A 16509-nucleotide genomic window follows, 5' to 3' on the forward strand; every position below is an offset into this window, starting at 1 on the left:
CCGGGCACGCGCAGGTCACCGCGGTCACCGGGCCCCCGCCACGTTCACGCCAGCACGCGCAGCAGCAGCACGGTCCGCGCCGGTACCGTCACCTCCGCCCACGCCGCGAACTCCACGCCCGGCGCCGCCCCCTGCTCCTCCCGCGAGGTGTCGACGACCACCTCGTACCGCTCCGCCCACGGCGCCCCCGGCAGCGTGAAGGCCACCGGCGCCTCCCCGGCGTGCAGTACGGCGAGGAAGCTGTCGTCGAGGACCGGCGCCCCGCGCTCGTCCCGGCCCGGGATGTCCCGTCCGGAGAGGTACATGCCCAGCGTGGCGGCGGGCGCGTACCAGTCCTCCTCGGTCATCTCCGTGCCCCGCGCGGTGAACCAGGCCAGGTCCCGCAGCCCGTCGGCCGAGTGCGCCCGCCCGGAGAAGAACGCCCGGCGCCGCAGCACCGGGTGGCGGTGGCGCAGCGCGATCAGCCGGGCGGTGAGGTCGGTCAGCGCCCGCCAGCCGGGGTCGGCCAGCAGCCCCCAGTCCAGCCAGCCCAGTTCGTTGTCCTGGCAGTAGGCGTTGTTGTTGCCGCCCTGCGTGCGGCCCAGCTCGTCCCCGGCGACCAGCATCGGCACCCCGGTGGACAGCAGCAGCGTCGTCAGCAGGTTCCGCAGCTGCCGCCGCCGTAGCGCGCGGATCCGCTCGTCGTCGGTCTCGCCCTCGGCGCCGCAGTTCCAGGCGCGGTTGTCGGCGGAGCCGTCCCGGTTGCCCTCGCCGTTGGCCTCGTTGTGCTTGCGTTCGTACGACACCAGGTCGCGCAGGGTGAAGCCGTCGTGCGCGGTGACGAAGTTGACGGACGCGTACGGCCGCCGCCCGCCCCAGGCGTACAGGTCGCTGGAGCCGGAGAGCCGGTAGCCCATCTCCCGCACGTCGGGCAGCGCGTGCCGCCAGAAGTCCCGTACGGCGTCCCGGTAGCGGTCGTTCCACTCCGTCCACAGCGGCGGGAAGGCGCCCACCTGGTAGCCCCCGGACCCCACGTCCCACGGCTCGGCGATCAGCTTGACCCGCCGCAGCACCGGGTCCTGGGCGATCACCGCGAGGAACGGGGAGAGCATGTCGACGTCGTGCATGGAGCGGGCCAGCGCCGCCGCCAGGTCGAAGCGGAAGCCGTCCACGCCCATCTCGGTCACCCAGTACCGCAGCGAGTCGGTGATGAGGCGCAGGACGTGCGGCTGGACGACGTGCAGGGTGTTCCCGCAGCCGGTGTAGTCGGCGTAGCGGCGGGCCTCGGGCTGGAGGCGGTAGTAGCCGCGGTTGTCGATGCCCTTCAGGGACAGCGTCGGGCCCAGCTCGCCCGCCTCCGCGGTGTGGTTGTAGACCACGTCGAGGATGACCTCGATCCCGGCGGCGTGCAGCGCGCGCACCATCCGCTTGAACTCGCCGACCTGCTGGCCCGCCGTACCGGTGGCGGCGTAGGCGGCGTGCGGGGCGAAGTAGCCGACGGAGTTGTAGCCCCAGTAGTTGCGCAGGCCGCGGCGGAGCAGGTGGTCCTCGTGCGCGAACTGGTGCACCGGCAGCAGCTCGACGGCCGTCACGCCCAGCCGCGTCAGGTGCGCGATGGCCGCCGGGTGCGCGAGCCCGGCGTAGGTGCCGCGCAGCTCGGGCGGGACGTCCGGGTGGAGCCGGGTGAAGCCGCGCACGTGCAGCTCGTAGAGGACCGAGTCCGCCCACGGCGTCTTCGGGCGGCGGTCGTCGGCCCAGTCGTCGTCATCGTGGACGACGACGCCCTTGGGGACGTACGGCGCCGAGTCCCGGTCGTCGCGGACGGTGTCGGCGACGTGCTGCTGCGGCCAGTCCCGGACGTGCCCGTACACCTCGGGGGGCAGGCCGTGGGTGGCGTAGTCGCCGTCCACCGCGCGCGCGTACGGGTCGAGCAGCAGCTTCGCCGGGTTCCAGCGTCCGCCGGTCCAGGGGTCCCAGCGGCCGTGCACCCGGTAGCCGTACCGCTGGCCGGGCAGCACGCCGGGCACGAAGCCGTGCCAGATCTCGTGGGTCAGCTCGGCCAGCGGCAGCCGCCGCTCGGCGCCCGCCGTGTCGAACAGGCACAGCTCGACCGCCTCCGCCCCGCCCGCCCACAGCGCGAAGTTGGTGCCCGCCACGCCGTCCGGGCCGACCCGGTACCGGGACCCCAGCGGCGTCGGCGCGCCGGGCCACACCGGCCCGGTGGCGGGCGGCGCCGGATGGGGTGCGCCGTTCACCAGGGCGGCCGGACGCCCGCCCTCTCCGGCCGCCGTCTCCTGCTCGGCTGCGCTCGACACCTGTCGGCCTCCCGCGGCTCGTGGGCATGACACCGTGAGGGGCCGTCGGTGTCCCGTCCGTGGCTCCCGTCGCGTCGTCCTCCCACTGTTCTGCCCAGACCGTGGCTCGCACTCACGTTTCCCCAGGGCGGGGCGCGTCGTTGGGTTCGTTTGTGAGGCACGAACAAGGGCGCGCGCGGCGCGCGAGGGCCGCACTGGCCGCCGTAGTGACATGGGCAGGACTGCTGGCCGGAACCGCGTGTACCGCCGACGGCGGACCGCCCGGCATCGGCGCGCTCGGCGCGCCCCCCGCCGCCGGGGACGTCATCCGCGTGACCCCCGGCGACGGCGCCGACGACGTCGGACCCGACGGGAAGCTGCTGGTACGCGTCCCCAGCGGGCGCCTTGAGTCGGTGCGGGTGGTCCGCTCGCAGGACGCCCGCGAGACGCCGGTCGCGGGCCGGATCTCCGACGACGGACTGCGCTGGGAACCCGACGAGGGGCGGCTGTCGCTGGCCGCCGAGTACACCGTCGACGTCGTCGCCCTCGACGGGCACGGCCGCCGCTCGGCGCGGCACACCACCTTCACCACCGCCGTCCCCGACGAGCGCTTCATCGGCTACGTCACCCCCGAGGACCGCTCCACGGTCGGCACCGGCATGATCGTCTCGCTGGAGTTCAACCGCGGGGTCAAGAACCGCGCGGCCGTCGAACGGGCCGTACGCGTGAGCGCGCGACCGGCCGTGGAGATCCGCCCCCACTGGTTCGGCGACGACCGCCTCGACTTCCGCCCCGAGCGCTACTGGAAGCCCGGCACGCGCGTGACGGTCGACCTGCGCCTGCGGGACGTCGAGGGCGCCCCCGGCGTCTACGGCCTCCAGGACCGCACGTTCACCTTCACCGTCGGCCGCGACCAGGTCTCCGTCGTGGACGCCGCCCGGCACACCATGCGGGTACGCCGCGAGGGGGAGCTGCTGGGCACCGTACCCATCACGGCGGGCGCCCCGAGGTCGACGACGTACAACGGCAAGATGGTGGTCACCGAGATGCTGGAGATGACCCGCATGGACGGGGCCACGGTCGGCTTCAAGAAGAAGGACGGCAAGGGCGAGTACGACATCCCCGACGTCCCGCACGCCATGCGGCTGACCGACTCCGGGACGTTCCTGCACGGCAACTACTGGGCGCCCGCGAGCGTGTTCGGCGAGACCAACGTCAGCCACGGCTGCATCGGCCTGCGGGACGACAAGGGCGGCGGCTCGGACACCCCGGCCGGCTGGTTCTTCGACCGCAGCCTCGTCGGCGACGTGGTGGAGGTCGTGGGCAGCGAGGACAAGACGGTCGCCCCCGACAACGGCCTCGGCGGCTGGAACATGGGCTGGACGGAGTGGAAGGCGGGCAGCGCGCTCGGGTGACCTGGGACGACTGCCGCATCCGGTCCTGGGGCCCCGCCCCAGGACTCGGTACGAAACAGTGACAAACGCGCGACACAGACCCCTCCGATCATCTGGTTAATATGCGCGGACGCGCGAGTCGCGCGGAACGCGCCGCGCGTACGGCGCGGGGGAACGGGCCCGGTCGGGCCCGCGCGGGTCCGGATCTGGGGCCCGGGGAGGGGAGAACAACGTGAACGTGCGACCGATATCGGGGGCGTCGGTTGACGCGCGAGGGGGGCGTGGCCGGGGGAGCCACGGGCTCCTGGCGCTGCTGCTCGGGGCGCTGCTGCTGGCCGTCACCGCCTGCGGCGGTGGAGGAGGACCGGACTCGGGGGCCGCCTCCGACTCCGCGAACGGGGGGAAGGGCAAGAACGGGGACTCGACCAGCACACAGAGCGCGCAGTCGGAGGCCGTCGTCTCCATCGCCCCCGAGAACGGCGCCGAGTCCGTCGACACCAGCGGCGCCCTGAAGGTCACCGCGGCCAAGGGCGAGCTGACCGAGGTCGTCGTCAAGGACGCCAAGGGCAAGGAGATAGCGGGGGAGATAGCGCAGGACGGCGCCAGCTGGACGCCGTCCACCCACCTGGCGGCGTCGACGAAGTACCAGGTGCACGCGGTCGCGAAGGACGCCGAGGGCCGTGAGGCCGCCGAGGACTCGTCCTTCACCACCCTGACGCCGCAGAACACCTTCGTCGGCTACTTCACCCCCGAGGACGGTGCCAAGGTCGGCGTCGGCATGACCTTCTCCCTCAACTTCACCCGGGGCATCACCAACCCCGAGGACGTCGAGAAGGCCGTCGAGATCAAGACCGAGCCCGCCGTAGAGGTCGAGGGCCACTGGTTCGGCAACGACCGCCTCGACTTCCGCCCCGAGCACTACTGGGAGCCCGGCACCAAGGTCGCCGTCCATCTCAACCTCGACGGCGTCGAGGGCCGCGACGGCGTCTACGGCGAGCAGTCCAAGACCGTCTCCTTCACCATCGGCCGCGGCCAGGTCTCCGTCGTCGACGTCAAGAAGCTGACGATGACGGTCAAGCGCGACGGCGAGGTCCTCAAGACCATCCCCGTCACCACCGGCCAGGCGGGCATGGAGACCTGGAACGGCAAGATGGTCATCACCGAGCGGCTGCCGGTCACCCGGATGAACGGCGAGACGGTCGGCTACGGCGGCGAGTACGACATCAAGGACGTCCCGCACGCCATGCGCCTGACCACCTCCGGCACCTTCATCCACGGCAACTACTGGGGCGGCGACGCCTTCGGCAACTACAACGCCAGCCACGGCTGCATCGGCCTGCGCGACGTGCGCGGCGGCTGGGACGAGCAGGCCCCCGCGGCCTGGTTCTTCGACAACTCGCTGGTCGGCGACGTGGTCGAGGTGAAGAACTCCAACGACGCGGTGGTGGCCCCGGAGAACGGCCTCAACGGCTGGAACATGCCGTGGGAGGAGTGGAAGGCGTAGGCCCTCCGCCGAGCCGACCGCCGGCCCCGGTGCCCGCCTCCGCCCTGTGAGGTACGGCACCGGGGCGATGTCGTTAGTGGCCGTTAACCTGCTGGCATGACCGTGAATCTCGAAGTCGCCGAGGGCGTCGGCACGATCCGCCTCGACCGCCCGCCCATGAACGCGCTGGACATCGCGACGCAGGACCGGCTGAAGGAGCTCGCCGAGGAGGCCACGCGCCGCGCGGACGTGCGCGCGGTGGTGCTCTACGGCGGGGAGAAGGTGTTCGCGGCGGGCGCGGACATCAAGGAGATGCAGGCCATGGACCACACGGCGATGGTCCTGCGCGCCCGCGGCCTCCAGGACGCCTTCACCGCCGTGGCCCGTATCCCCAAGCCGGTGGTGGCGGCCGTCACCGGCTACGCCCTGGGCGGCGGCTGCGAACTCGCCCTCTGCGCCGACTACCGCGTCGCCGCGGACGACGCCAGGCTGGGCCAGCCGGAGATCCTGCTCGGCCTGATCCCCGGCGCGGGCGGCACCCAGCGGCTGCCGCGGCTGATCGGCCCCTCCAAGGCCAAGGACCTGATCTTCACCGGCCGGATGGTCAAGGCCGCCGAGGCGCTGACGATCGGCCTGGTCGACCAGGTGGTCCCGGCCGCCGAGGTGTACCCGACCGCGCACGCCTGGGCGGCACGGCTGGCCCAGGGGCCGGCGCTCGCGTTGCGCGCCGCGAAGGAGGCCGTCGACACCGGCCTGGAGGCCGACATCGACACCGGCCTCGCGGTGGAGCGGAACTGGTTCGCGGGCCTGTTCGCCACGGAGGACCGGGAGCGCGGCATGAGGAGCTTCGTGGATGAGGGGCCGGGCAAGGCCAAGTTCTCCTAGAAACAGGTTCGTTGCCCCTTGCAATTGACGTGATGTCTCATCCGGTTCCCTCGATGGGGCGGTTTGTGGAAGCCTTGGTGCGACCTGCCGCCGGTACCGTCGAGGGAGTCCGTCCGTTGCCGCCTGCCGACCCGTCTGCGCAGCTCAACGGGTTTGTGGACGACTCCGAACTGCCGGTGGCATATGCCGTCCGAATCCCCCGGATGGACGGCTCCCCGGGGACGTATTCGTCCGGAACGGCCACGAAGGGCCCGCTGGGCGGCCATGATGGGGGCATGGCGGGGCTGGAGGGCATCGAACAGCCACGGGGACACAGCCGTGCGCCCGCGGCGCGCTGGTCGCCCGCGGTCGAGGACGAACGAGCGCTCAGGGCCCTGGAGTTGTACGGCAACCCCGCGGACGCCGAGGTCACGCTGCCGTCCCGCCCCGAGTCCGCGGCGACGGCGCGGCGGCTGGCCCAGGTGGTGGTGTTACGGCAGTGGGGGCTGACCCCCAAGATGACCGAGGACGCCGTCCTGCTCGTCTCCGAACTCGTCGGCAACGCCGTACGCCACACCGGCGCCCGTGTCTTCGGCCTCCGGATGCGCCGCCGCCGCGGCATGATCCGCATCGAGGTCCGCGACCCCTCCCGCGGCCTGCCGTGTCTCCTGCCCGTCCAGGAACTCGACACCACCGGTCGCGGCCTCTCCCTGGTCGACAAGCTCTCCGACCGCTGGGGCGTCGACCTGCTGCCCAGGGGCAAGACGACGTGGTTCGAGATGAGAGTCGCAGACCGCTGAGCCCCCACCCCCGCCCCTTAAATGGTGCGGGTGAACCACCTCCGCCGCGCTGTCGCCACCGCCACCCTGCTCACCGCCGTCCTCACCGCCTGCGTCCCCGAACGTCCCACTCCCACCGCCACCCCCCACCCGGTGGTCCCCGCCCCGTCCGGGAAACCCGCCGTCGACGGCCTCCCCGGGATGCCCCCCGTCCTGGACCCCACCGACGTCTACGCCGCCGACCGCCCCGGCAACCTCGCCCCGGCCGTCAGGGACGTCCCGTCCCGGGTCTACGTCCCCAACTCCGAGGCCGACACGGTCTCCGTCATCGACCCGGAGACGTACGAGGTCGTCGACACCATCCCCGTGGGCCGCCAGCCCCAGCACGTCGTCCCCTCCTGGGACCTGAAGACCCTCTGGGTGAACAACAACCGCGGCCACACCCTCACCCCCCTCGACCCCAGGACCGGCGAGGCGGGCACCCCGGTCAAGGTGCACGACCCGTACAACCTCTACTTCACCCCCGACGGGAAGCACGCCGTCGTGATGGCCTCCCTCGACCGGGAGCTGGTCTTCCGGGACCCGCACACCATGAAGCCCGTCAAGACGGAACCGGTCGACTGCCACGGCGTCAACCACGCCGACTTCTCCCTCGACGGCCGCTACTTCATCGTGTCCTGCGAGTTCAGCGGGGAACTGCTCAAGGTCGACACCGCGAGGATGGAGGTCGTCGAGCAGCTGAAGCTGCCGTTCGAGGGCGCGATGCCGCAGGACGTGAAGGTGTCCCCGGACGGCAAGCGGTTCTACGTCGCCGACATGATGGCCGACGGCATGTGGGTGCTCGACGGCGACCGCTTCGCCGAGCCGACCCTGCTGCCCACCGGCGAGGGCTGCCACGGCCTTTACGTCAGCCGCGACTCACGGGAGATGTACGTGTCCAACCGGGGCGAGGGCACCGTCTCCGTCTTCGACTTCGCCCGGGGCAGGGTGACCCGGAAGTGGCGCCTGCCCGGCGGCGGCAGCCCCGACATGGGCGGCGTCTCCGCCGACGGCCGGGTCCTCTGGTTCTCCGGCCGCTACGACGACGAGGTGTACGCCATCGACACCCGCACCGGCGCCCAACTCGCCCGCGTCCCGGTCGGCAGCGCCCCGCACGGCCTCGCGGTCTACCCCCAGCCGGGACGCTACTCGCTGGGCCACACCGGCATCTTCCGCTGACCGGCGCCCCGGCCCCCCCGGTCAGCGGGCCACGAACAGCGCCTCCGACCCCACCGGCCGGTACCCCGCCGCCTGGAACGCCCGCAGGCTGCGGGCGTTCCCCGCGGAGACCTGCGCCCACACCGGCTCACCCCCGGCCAGCTGCCGCGCCGCCGTCGCCAGCGCCCGCCCCAGCCCCCGGTGCCGTACCGCCTCGTCCACCTCCACCGCCGCCTCCAGCCGCCCGGCGATCCCGCGCCCCAGCACGAGCACACCGCCGTCGGCGGCCCACACCCGCACCTCGTCGCGGCGCTTGCGGGAGCTGGCGACCCGGGGGTGGTCGGGGTCCGCGATCTCCCGCAGCGGGAGCGGGGGCGCGCCCGGCAGCGCGGACGCGACCGTCATCACGTCGACGGTGTCGGTACGCCGCCCCGTCCGCGCCATGAAGGCGGCGAGGAACCGCGGGTTCATCGTCGCGGCGAGCGCGTCGCAGTCGAGCGCCCGCAGGGTGGCGTACACCCAGTCCGGGTCCTCGTCCGTGAAGACGACGGAGTGCGCGGTGAAGGCGAGCACACCCGCGTCCCGGGGGGAGTCCTGGGGCACGACGGTCGTACCGCCGTCCGCGGGCGGGAAGACCCCGCGCGCCGCCGCGTCCAGAATGTCCCGCAGCCCCTCCACCGCGCCCTCCCGCCCCGCCGGACCCCGCACTTGAGTCTCCACCCACTGGAAGGCCCAGACTCGCAGACATGATCGACGACGGCACCGGACTTCTCACCATCGGGGAGCTGGCTCGCGCCACCGGACTGACCGTGCGCACCCTCCGCTACTGGTCCGACGAGGGTGTCCTGCCCCCGGTCACCCGCTCCCCGGGCGGCTACCGGCTCTACGGCGCCGAGTCCGCCGCCCGGCTGGAACTCGTCCGCACCCTGCGCGAACTGGGCCTCGGCCTGGACGACGTACGCGGGGTGCTGGCCGGGGAGCGGACGGTCGCCGAGGTCGCGGCGGCGCACGTGGTGGCGCTGGACGCGCAGATCCGGACCCTGAAGGTGACCCGCGCGGTGCTGTCGACCGTGGCGCGACGTGGCTCGACCACCGAGGAGACGACCCTGATGAACAAGCTGGCACGGCTGTCGGCCGCCGAACGGCGGCGGATCATGGACGAGTTCGCGGCGGAGGTCTTCCGCGACGTGGGCGCCACGGTGGACCCGGACGTCGAGCACCGGCTGCGGCACACCGTCGTCGACCTGCCGGACGACCCGACCCCGCGGCAGGTCGACGCCTGGGTGGAGCTGGCGGAGCTGGTGCGGGACCCGGCGTTCCGGGCGCGGATGCGGGAGATGGTGGAGTTCAACGCGCGGGGCCGCGGCCCGGACACCCCGCCGGGCGCCACGATGGGGTTCTTCAAACGGCTGGTGGAGCTGGCCGGACGCGCCCGCGCGGAGGGCGTCGCCCCGGAATCCCCGGAGGCCGACCCGTTCCTCACCGAGCTCCTCGGCCCGGACGCCGACCTGGCCGCCGTACGGGAGCGCCTTGAGGCCACCTTCCACGCCGAGGCCAACCGGTACCGGGAGCTGATCGCCCTGGTCAACGGCCGGGAACCGCAGCCCGCGCACGCCGAGGACTTCGGCTGGGTGGTCGCCGCACTGCGGTCCAGGACCGGCGGTTAATCTGATCACCGTCATTACGACGGTCAGACACAACGGGATATAAAGGGGCACGCCGGTGGCGGACATCGAGGAAGCGCGCAAGCAGTTCGAGCGGATCGACACGGACGGGGACGGCGTCATCACCGCCGCCGAGTTCAAGACCGCGCTGGCCCAGGGGGGCGACTGGAACGTCACCGAGGCGGTCGCCGAGGCCGTCATCGCCGACCGCGACCTGAACGGCGACAAGGTGCTGTCGTTCGACGAGTTCTGGGCGCACCTGAACAAGTGACGTCCGGTGGAGGGGGCGCCCAGCGGTCGGGCGCCCCCTTCTCCGTCTTGTCGTTCACCCGGATGCCGTACGGCCCGGAATAGCCCGCGCGGCCTCACGGTTACCGCCCTTCGTAAGAGCTACATGCACATGCATTTACTCCGAAAGGGTCAGTCGTGAAGATCGGCATCATCGGCGCGGGCAACATCGGCGGCAACCTCACCCGGCGGCTCACCGCCCTCGGTCACGAGGTCTCCGTCGCCAACTCACGCGGCCCGCACACCCTCAAGGACCTGGCGGAGGAGACCGGCGCCACCCCGGTGCGGGCCGAGGAGGCAGCCCGGGGCGCGGAGGTCGTCGTGGTCACCGTCCCGCTGAAGGCCGTCCCCGACCTGCCGTCGGGCCTGCTCAAGGAGGCCGCGGACGGCGTCGCGGTCATCGACACCAACAACTACTACCCGGCGCAGCGCGACGGCCGGATCAGCGGCATCGAGGACGAGGGCCTGACCGAGAGCCGCTGGGTCGAGCGGCAGATCGGCCACCCCGTGGTCAAGGCGTTCAACGGCACCTACGCCCAGGACATCCTGGACCGCCACCGCCCGGCCGGCGCCCCCGACCGCATGGCCCTGCCCGTGGCGGGCGACGACGAGGCGGCCAAGGCCAAGGTCCGCGCCCTCATCGAGGAGATCGGCTTCGACACCGTCGACTCGGGCGGCATCGACGACTCCTGGCGCCAGGAGCCCGACACCCCCGTCTACGGCCTGCGCGGCGGCGTCGCGGAGGTCACCCGGGCCCTCGCGGAGGCGACCCGCCGACCGCGCGGGTAGCCCGGCGCTGACGGGAGCGGGCGCTGGGGTGTGCACGTCAGCCGCTGGAACACCAACGGCCACTGTCCATTCCCTCCTTGTTCAGCAAGCGCTCCTAAACGTCAGCCCATGCTTGACGCCTCCGTCACTGATGCCGCCCCCGCGCGGCGCCCCGGGGACATACCCCGCTCGGACACCGTGGTCAGCTTCGTGCTGCCGGTCTTCAACGAGCAGGAGGGGATCCGGCGCTTCCACGAGGAGCTGACCGCCGTCCTCGCCGACCGGCCGGAACTGCTCTTCGAGCTGGTGTACGTCAACGACGGCTCCCAGGACGCCTCGCTGGACATCCTGCGCGACCTGGCGAAGAACGACCCCCAGGTCCGGATCGTCGACTTCGCCCGGAACTACGGCCACCAGATCGCCATCACCGCCGGTCTCGACGAGGCGGTCGGCGACGCGGTGACAGTGATGGACACCGACCTCCAGGACCCGCCGCGCGTCTGCCTCGAACTGATCGACGCGTGGCGGGGCGGAGCCGAGGTGGTGCACGCGCGCCGCCGCACCCGCCGGGACTCCACGGCGACCACGGCCAGCAGCGCCGCGGCCCACTCCGGCTGGAGGACGTCGGTCCGCGGCGCGAGCGCCAGCCCCAGCGTCACCATCGCCGCCGTCAGACCGGCCACCCCGCGGCTCCATCCGCCGCACCAGCGCGGCCCGCAACGCGACCCCGGCCGCGAGACACGGCAGCGCCCCCGCCAGCCGCAGGACGGCCTCCCGCACGGCGGTGGGTCCGATGGTGAGCTGGTCCAGCCCGTACAGGAACCACCGGTAGAAGAACGGCCGGTGCGTGAACGTCTCCGACGGCGAGTAGTCACTGCTCCGCAGACAGGCCAGCACGTACCGGATATCCCCGTGCAACCGCGCGGTCACCACCGAGTACACCAGCGCACCACACGCCAACAGCGCGGAAACCCGGGCCACAGCCCGAGAAGCCCCCGAAACCGGCGCCGATATCGGCTCGCCCGAAAGAAGAGCGGAGTTGTTCACGGGCGGGACCATAACAGCAGGTCAGACGGTTGAAGGGGAGAGTGGAGAATGGACACCCGGCATTCGATCGCCGTTAACAAGCCCTCCATGTCGGCACGCCCCGGGGAGAGCCGAGGAAGCGTCCGGTCAGCACTCGATGATGTTCACCGCCAGCCCGCCCCGAGCCGTCTCCTTGTACTTCACGCTCATGTCGGCGCCGGTCTCCTTCATGGTCTTGATGACCTTGTCGAGGGAGACCTTGTGGGAGCCGTCGCCGCGGAGGGCCATGCGGGCGGCGGTGACCGCCTTCACCGCGGCCATGCCGTTGCGTTCGATGCAGGGGATCTGGACGAGGCCGCCGACCGGGTCGCAGGTGAGGCCGAGGTTGTGCTCCATGCCGATCTCGGCGGCGTTCTCGACCTGCTCGGGGCTGCCGCCCATCACCTCGGCGAGGGCGCCCGCGGCCATCGAGCAGGCGGAGCCGACCTCGCCCTGGCAGCCGACCTCGGCGCCGGAGATGGAGGCGTTCTCCTTGAAGAGCATCCCGATGGCACCCGCGGCGAGGAGGAAGCGGACCACGCCCTCCTCGTCGGCGCCGGGGATGAAGTTGACGTAGTAGTGCAGGACCGCCGGGATGATGCCCGCCGCGCCGTTCGTGGGGGCCGTGACGACCCGGCCGCCCGCGGCGTTCTCCTCGTTCACCGCCATCGCGTAGAGGGTGATCCACTCCATGGCGTGCGCGAGCGGGTCGCCGTCGGCGCGCAGCTGGCGGGCCGTGACGGCGGCGCGGCGGCGTACCCGCAGGCCGCCCGGGAGGATGCCCTCGCGGGACATGCCGCGCTCCACGCACGCCCGCATGACCCGCCAGATCTCCAGCAGCCCCGCGCGTATCTCGTCCTCGGTGCGCCAGGCACGCTCGTTCTCCAGCATCAGGGCGGAGATCGACAGGCCGGTCTCGCGCGTCAGGCGGAGCAGCTCGTCGCCGGTGCGGAAGGGGTACTTCAGGACCGTGTCGTCCAGCTTGATCCGGTCCGCGCCCACCGCGTCCTCGTCGACGACGAAACCGCCGCCCACCGAGTAGTACGTCTTGGACAGCAGCTCGGCGCCCGAGGCGTCGTGCGCCCACAGCGTCATGCCGTTGGCGTGGTAGGGGAGGGCCTTGCGGCGGTGGAGCTTGAGGTCCTTGTCGGCGTCGAAGGGGATCTCGTGCTCGGCGAGGAGGTTCAGACGGCCGCCGGACCTGATCGCCGCGACCCGGTCGTCGGCGGTCTCCACGTCCACCGTGCGTGGGGAGGCGCCCTCCAGGCCGAGCAGGACCGCCTTGGGGGTGCCGTGGCCGTGGCCGGTGGCGCCGAGGGAGCCGTACAGCTCGGCGCGGACGGTGGCGACGGAGGGCAGGACGCCCTCGTTGCGCAGGCGGCGGGCGAACATCCGGGCGGCCCGCATGGGGCCCACCGTGTGGGAGCTGGACGGGCCGATGCCGATCGAGAACAGGTCGAAGACCGAGATGGCCACGGTCACTCCTCAGGGGCGGGGTGGCGGCGCACCCGGGGTCCGGGTCTCGGACCGGGTGCGCCGCCCGGGACTTACTTGGTCAGGCCGGGGTACAGGGGGTGCTTGTCCGCCAGGGCCTTTACTCGGGACTTCAGGGACTCGACGTCGTAGGACGGCTTCAGGGCCTCCGCGATCACGTCCGCCACCTCCGCGAAGTCCTCGGCGGTGAAGCCGCGGGTCGCGAGGGCGGGCGTGCCGATCCGCAGGCCCGAGGTGACCATCGGAGGCCGCGGGTCGTTCGGGATGGCGTTGCGGTTGACGGTGATGCCGACCTCGTGGAGGCGGTCCTCGGCCTGCTGGCCGTCCAGCTCGGAGTGGCGCAGGTCCACCAGGACCAGGTGCACGTCCGTGCCGCCGGACAGCACGTCCACGCCGACCGCCTTGACGTCGTCCCGCACCAGGCGCTCGGCGAGGACGCGGGCGCCTTCCAGGGTACGGCGCTGGCGCTCCTGGAAGTCGTCGCTCGCCGCGACCTTGAACGCGACCGCCTTCGCGGCGATCACATGCTCCAGCGGACCACCCTGCTGACCAGGGAAGACCGCGGAGTTGATCTTCTTGGCGAGGTCGGCCGTGGAGAGGATCACACCGCCGCGCGGGCCGCCCAGCGTCTTGTGTGTGGTGGTGGTGACGACGTGCGCGTGGGGGACCGGGTTCGGGTGCAGACCGGCCGCGACGAGGCCCGCGAAGTGCGCCATGTCGACCATCAGGTACGCGCCCACCTCGTCCGCGATCCGGCGGAACTCGGCGAAGTCGAGCTGGCGCGGGTACGCCGACCAGCCCGCCACGATCAGCTTCGGCCTGCTCTCCCTGGCCAGCTTCTCGACCTCGGCCATGTCGACCCGGCCGTCCTCGCCGACGTGGTAGGCCACGACGTCGTAGAGCTTGCCGGAGAAGTTGATCTTCATGCCGTGGGTCAGGTGCCCGCCGTGCGCGAGGTTCAGGCCCATGATCGTGTCGCCGGGCTTCAGCAGCGCGAACATCGCCGCCGCGTTGGCCTGCGCGCCCGAGTGCGGCTGCACGTTGGCGTGCTCGGCGCCGAACAGCTCCTTGACGCGGTCGATGGCGATCTGCTCGACCACGTCGACGTGCTCACAGCCGCCGTAGTAGCGGCGGCCCGGGTAGCCCTCGGCGTACTTGTTGGTGAGGACCGAGCCCTGCGCCTCCATCACCGCGACGGGCGCGAAGTTCTCGGAGGCGATCATCTCCAGCGTGGACTGCTGGCGGTGCAGCTCGGCGTCGACCGCGGCGGCGACCGCCGGGTCCAGCTCGTGCAGGGGGGTGTTCAGGACAGACATCCGGATACGACTCCTCAGTCCGCGGTGTGCGCGGCGTACTCGTCGGCGGAGAGCAGGTCGGCGGGCTCCTCGGTGACGCGCACCTTGAACAGCCAGCCGCCCTCGAAGGGCGCCGAGTTCACCAGCGACGGGTCGTTCACCACGTCGTCGTTGACCTCGGTGACCTCACCGGACACCGGCGAGTACAGGTCGCTGACCGACTTGGTCGACTCCAGCTCGCCGCAGGTCTCACCCGCGGTCACCGTGGAGCCGGCCTCGGGGAGCTGGGCGTAGACGACGTCGCCGAGCGCGTTGGCCGCGAACTCGGTGATGCCGACCGTCGAGACGCCGTCCTCGGCGGCCGACAGCCACTCGTGCTCCTTGCTGTAACGCAGCTGCTTGGGGTGGTTGCTCATGGCCTGAATTCTCCTGTACGAGGATGAGTGCTGCTGGTCAGGGGGACTGCTGACGGCGCTGGTGGGCAGGCCGGACACGCTCGGGTCCAGCCAACGGCCCGGCGCCCGGTGTGTCTACTTCTGCCGCTTGTAGAACGGCAGGGCCACCACCTCGTACGGCTCGTGGCTGCCCCGGATGTCCACGCCGACCCCGGCCGTGCCCGGCGCCGCGTGCGCCGCGTCGACGTACGCCATCGCGATCGGCCGGCCCAGGGTGGGGGAGGGGGCGCCCGAGGTGACCTCGCCGACCACCGCGCCGTCGGCGACGACCGGGTACCCGGCGCGCGGGACCCGGCGCCCCTCGGCGACCAGGCCGACCAGGACCCGCGGCGGGTCGGCCGCCGCCCGCTCCGCCGCCCGGGCCAGCGCCGTACGGCCGACGAAGTCGCCCTCCTTCTCGAACTTCACCACCCGGCCGAGACCGGCGTCGAAGGGCGTCAGGGAGGTGCTCAGCTCGTTGCCGTACAGCGGCATACCCGCCTCCAGGCGGAGCGTGTCCCGGCAGGACAGCCCGCACGGCACCAGACCGGCCGCCTCGCCCGCCCTGGTCAGCGCCTGCCACAGCTCGACGGCGTGCTCCGGCTTCACGAACAGCTCGAAGCCGTCCTCGCCGGTGTAACCCGTGCGCGCGATCAGCGCCGGGACGCCCGCGACCGTGCCGGGCAGCCCGGCGTAGTACTTCAGACCGTCCAGGTCGGCGTCGGTGAGGGACTTCACGATCGCCGGGGACTCGGGGCCCTGCACGGCGAGCAGCGCGTAGGCGTCCCGGTCGTCGCGCACCTCGGCGTCGAAGCCCGCGGCGCGCTCGGTCAGCGCGTCCAGCACGGTCTGCGCGTTGGAGGCGTTGGCGACCACCATGTACTCGGTCTCGGCCAGCCGGTAGACGATCAGGTCGTCCAGGATGCCGCCGTCCTCCTGGCAGATCATGGTGTAGCGGGCCCGGCCGACGCCGACCGAGGCGATGTTGCCGACCAGGGCGTGGTTCAGCAGGGCGGCGGCCTGCGGGCCGGTGACGGTGATCTCGCCCATGTGGGAGAGGTCGAAGAGCCCGGCCCGGGTGCGCACGGCGTTGTGCTCGTCGCGCTCGGAGCCGTAGCGCAGCGGCATGTCCCAGCCCGCGAAGTCGGTCATGGTGGCGCCGAGCGCGCGGTGCACGGCGTCCAGCGCGGTACGGCGGGGTTCGGTACTGCTCATCGGTCGGTCGTCTCCCAGGGCATGACGGCGGGGGCGAGGTCGTTCCTCCCCATCTGTCATCGGAACCTGAGAGGTTCGTCATGACCGCGCGCGGGCACCGCGTACGGAGATGACTTGCACCTTGGGTGGGGCCACCGGCACGGGCGGCCCGCTTTTCAGATGTGCCTCGCCCGCGCGGTAACGGGGCCTGAGAGATTCAAGGGAGGGACTTGCTCCTTCGGCGCCCCAGCGGCTGGCTGGGAACTCTCCCGCGCGGATTCAAACGGCCGGTATGCAGTTGGCGGGCACATCATTGC

At 72.2% G+C, this 16509-nt stretch carries 15 protein-coding genes and 1 riboswitch; of the genes, 9 read left to right on the forward strand and 6 right to left on the reverse strand.

The window, feature by feature from the left end; all coding sequences use genetic code 11:
• Positions 1 to 44: 44 nt before the first annotated feature.
• The gene (gene glgX, locus ABZ659_RS00045; RefSeq protein WP_360211720.1) at positions 45 to 2294 is read right to left on the reverse strand and encodes a glycogen debranching protein GlgX; all 2250 of its coding nucleotides are present in this window, start codon (positions 2292 to 2294) and stop codon (positions 45 to 47) included.
• A 152-nt stretch (positions 2295 to 2446) separates the two neighbouring features.
• Between glgX and ABZ659_RS00050 the strand changes: the two genes are divergently transcribed.
• The 5 genes from ABZ659_RS00050 to ABZ659_RS00070 all read left to right on the forward strand — a co-directional run bounded on the left by ABZ659_RS00050 (position 2447) and on the right by ABZ659_RS00070 (position 8011).
• Positions 2447 to 3688 carry an Ig-like domain-containing protein gene (locus tag ABZ659_RS00050; protein ID WP_360211723.1) on the forward strand — a complete coding sequence of 414 codons (1242 nt, stop codon included), beginning with the start codon at positions 2447 to 2449 and terminating at the stop codon, positions 3686 to 3688.
• A gap of 211 nt (positions 3689 to 3899) precedes the next feature.
• On the forward strand, positions 3900 to 5171 hold the full coding sequence (locus ABZ659_RS00055; protein WP_360211726.1) for an Ig-like domain-containing protein: 1272 nt from the start codon (positions 3900 to 3902) through the stop codon (positions 5169 to 5171).
• Between the two features lie 96 nt (positions 5172 to 5267).
• Positions 5268 to 6035, forward strand: a complete 768-nt coding sequence (locus tag ABZ659_RS00060; protein ID WP_360211729.1) for an enoyl-CoA hydratase-related protein — start codon at positions 5268 to 5270, stop codon at positions 6033 to 6035.
• Between the two features lie 275 nt (positions 6036 to 6310).
• On the forward strand, positions 6311 to 6814 hold the full coding sequence (locus ABZ659_RS00065; RefSeq protein WP_360211732.1) for an ATP-binding protein: 504 nt from the start codon (positions 6311 to 6313) through the stop codon (positions 6812 to 6814).
• A gap of 30 nt (positions 6815 to 6844) precedes the next feature.
• Positions 6845 to 8011, forward strand: coding sequence for a hypothetical protein (locus ABZ659_RS00070; RefSeq protein WP_360211735.1), 1167 nt, complete (start codon positions 6845 to 6847; stop codon positions 8009 to 8011).
• Between the two features lie 21 nt (positions 8012 to 8032).
• Here the strand turns inward: ABZ659_RS00070 and ABZ659_RS00075 are convergent, their stop codons facing one another.
• The gene (locus tag ABZ659_RS00075; RefSeq protein WP_360212268.1) at positions 8033 to 8668 is read right to left on the reverse strand and encodes a GNAT family N-acetyltransferase; all 636 of its coding nucleotides are present in this window, start codon (positions 8666 to 8668) and stop codon (positions 8033 to 8035) included.
• Positions 8669 to 8736: 68 nt separating this feature from the next.
• Here ABZ659_RS00075 and ABZ659_RS00080 point away from each other — a divergent pair, with 68 nt between their 5' ends.
• From ABZ659_RS00080 to ABZ659_RS00095, 4 genes are all read left to right on the forward strand, one after another.
• On the forward strand, positions 8737 to 9657 hold the full coding sequence (locus ABZ659_RS00080) for a MerR family transcriptional regulator (protein ID WP_360211738.1): 921 nt from the start codon (positions 8737 to 8739) through the stop codon (positions 9655 to 9657).
• 55 nt (positions 9658 to 9712) lie between these two features.
• A complete protein-coding gene (locus ABZ659_RS00085) occupies positions 9713 to 9925 on the forward strand; it encodes an EF-hand domain-containing protein (protein WP_360211741.1) in 213 nt (70 codons plus the stop codon).
• Positions 9926 to 10080: 155 nt separating this feature from the next.
• Positions 10081 to 10731: an NAD(P)-binding domain-containing protein gene (locus ABZ659_RS00090; RefSeq protein ID WP_360211744.1), complete on the forward strand. Its 651-nt coding sequence runs from the start codon at positions 10081 to 10083 to the stop codon at positions 10729 to 10731.
• A gap of 108 nt (positions 10732 to 10839) precedes the next feature.
• Positions 10840 to 11790, forward strand: coding sequence for a glycosyltransferase family 2 protein (locus tag ABZ659_RS00095; RefSeq protein WP_360211747.1), 951 nt, complete (start codon positions 10840 to 10842; stop codon positions 11788 to 11790).
• 93 nt (positions 11791 to 11883) lie between these two features.
• Here the strand turns inward: ABZ659_RS00095 and ABZ659_RS00100 are convergent, their stop codons facing one another.
• From ABZ659_RS00100 to gcvT, 4 genes are all read right to left on the reverse strand, one after another.
• Positions 11884 to 13251 carry an L-serine ammonia-lyase gene (locus ABZ659_RS00100; protein ID WP_360211750.1) on the reverse strand — a complete coding sequence of 456 codons (1368 nt, stop codon included), beginning with the start codon at positions 13249 to 13251 and terminating at the stop codon, positions 11884 to 11886.
• A 71-nt stretch (positions 13252 to 13322) separates the two neighbouring features.
• Complete coding sequence (glyA, locus tag ABZ659_RS00105) at positions 13323 to 14585, reverse strand: serine hydroxymethyltransferase (RefSeq protein ID WP_360211753.1); 1263 nt, start codon at positions 14583 to 14585, stop codon at positions 13323 to 13325.
• A 14-nt stretch (positions 14586 to 14599) separates the two neighbouring features.
• Entirely contained in the window at positions 14600 to 14980 is a 381-nt protein-coding gene (gene gcvH, locus ABZ659_RS00110; RefSeq protein WP_360211756.1) for a glycine cleavage system protein GcvH, read from the reverse strand.
• Between the two features lie 114 nt (positions 14981 to 15094).
• The gene (gcvT, locus tag ABZ659_RS00115) at positions 15095 to 16213 is read right to left on the reverse strand and encodes a glycine cleavage system aminomethyltransferase GcvT (RefSeq protein WP_360211759.1); all 1119 of its coding nucleotides are present in this window, start codon (positions 16211 to 16213) and stop codon (positions 15095 to 15097) included.
• Between the two features lie 165 nt (positions 16214 to 16378).
• Positions 16379 to 16474, reverse strand: a riboswitch (glycine riboswitch).
• Positions 16475 to 16509 lie beyond the last annotated feature (35 nt).

The organism is Streptomyces sp. NPDC006997 (assembly GCF_040635175.1).
GTDB lineage: Bacteria > Actinomycetota > Actinomycetes > Streptomycetales > Streptomycetaceae > Streptomyces.